Origin of the sequence: Fibrobacter sp. (genome assembly GCF_045112255.1) — a bacterium.
Lineage (GTDB): Bacteria > Fibrobacterota > Fibrobacteria > Fibrobacterales > Fibrobacteraceae > Fibrobacter.
The window spans coordinates 1-1,663 of the sequence record NZ_JBGUHR010000034.1 but is presented as its reverse complement, the minus strand read 5'-3'; the positions used below and the strand labels follow the sequence as shown (position 1 = coordinate 1,663).

Annotated in this window: 1 protein-coding gene and 1 pseudogene; both read left to right on the top strand. The window is 50.1% G+C overall.

Annotation, left to right across the window (positions count from 1 at the left end; translation table 11 throughout):
- Positions 1–78: 78 nt before the first annotated feature.
- Entirely contained in the window at positions 79–1,215 is a 1,137-nt protein-coding gene (locus tag ACJMM9_RS03905) for an RtcB family protein (RefSeq protein ID WP_405324026.1), read from the top strand.
- Between the two features lie 94 nt (positions 1,216–1,309).
- Positions 1,310–1,663: pseudogene (locus ACJMM9_RS03900) on the top strand (hypothetical protein); the annotation flags it as partial.

Genomic DNA, 1,663 nt, shown 5'->3' with positions numbered 1-1,663 from the left:
CGTCGAGCTCGTTCTGTGTCTGTTTCTTTTTTGCCATAGCTAATGTAGTTTATATAAATACGAAAAAGGATTAAAATTATGATTACCATAAATGGAAAGTATGGGTCGGCTGACGTATATGTCGCCGGATATGAAAACTTGGACAGCGGTACGTATGGACAAATTGTGCAATTGTTAGCCGTGCCGTGCATGAAAGGCAATAAGATTGCCATTATGGCAGATTGTCACATGGGAGTCGGATGCGTCGTGGGGTTCACTCAGACGTTTACTGATACTATTGTACCGAACTTGGTTGGGGTAGATATATCTTGCGGAATGTTGGTATGTAAGATTTCGCCAGAATACCATTTCAACTATGAACGTCTTGATAAGGTTATTCGGATGAATATTCCGTCTGGAATGGCACACCGAAAGACATTGCATAAGTTTGCCAAGAACGTAGACTTGTCTGGATTGATTGCCGACGCCGACCGTCATAAGCTGCTGTACAGTGTTGGTTCGCTCGGATCGGGTAACCACTTCCACGAAGTAGACGTCGATGAAGATGGTAATCACTACATCGTGATTCACTCTGGTTCTCGCTACTTGGGACAGGTCGTGTGCAAGTTCCACCAGCAGCGAGCTATCGACCGCTACTTGCGTAACCGCAAGGAGACTGGCGACGAGACGCAGTATCCGTCAAATCTCGCATGGCTTGAAGGCACTGACGTAGACGACTATCTCAACGACATGAAGATCTGTGCCGAGTTTTCCTACTGGAATCGCAAGGCGATGCTCCAGGAAATCTTGGACGGAATGGACATCAAGCGCCGTTACATCATGGAAGAGTTCACGACGTTGCACAACTACGTCGACGTGGAAAACAAGATCATCCGTAAGGGTTCGATCTCGTTGCAGAACGGCGAACGCGCTATCATTCCGATGAACATGCGCGACGGCTCCTTGATCGTTACTGGCAAGGGCAATGCTGCGGCTAACTTCTCCGGGCCGCACGGCGCTGGTCGAGTACTGAGCCGTGGCGATGCGAAGGCGAAGCTGTCCATGGAAGACTTCAAGGCTGCCATGGAAGGCATCTACTCGACCTCGGTACGTACTAGCACGATCGACGAGAGCCCGATGGCCTATAAGCCTGTACAAGCTATCTTGGACAATATCGGCGACCTCTGCACGGTAGACATGGTCATCAAGCCGGAATACAACTTCAAGGCGTCCTAGTGATCAATGGTGGCTAATGCGTTTATGACTGTTCCGTTTTGCACTAATATGAAATAATTTATTTCTCGTTAGCGCTAACTAAAAGGAGTCAAAAATGACATTAGCTATCATCGCGGTCGTTCTGACCATCGTTATTTTCGTCATCTGGATCGCCGCATGGCGTAAGGCAAAGCAGACCGGAGTGGTCGACGTGACTTGGCCGATTGACGAAGCCACAGAAGAAGCCCCGGCTGAAACCGCCGAAACTCCGACAGAACCAGTCGTCGAAGCCGAACCAGAAAAGGCGACGACCATTGTCGAAGACGATCCGAAGGTTGTCGAGCCGCCGTCCCTCGTGGTGACTGAAACCAATACGGTCGCCGTCGAACCCATCGCAGACCCGTGGGCAAACTGCAAGACCGTTGAATGCGAACCGAAGCCGATTGCCGAACTCGAAGCCGAGGCAGCC

Bases quoted from the DNA above. Each gene is read 5' to 3' on its own strand.
- ACJMM9_RS03905 (WP_405324026.1), top strand. From the start codon at position 79: ATGATTACCATAAATGGAAAGTATGGGTCGGCTGACGTATATGTCGCC.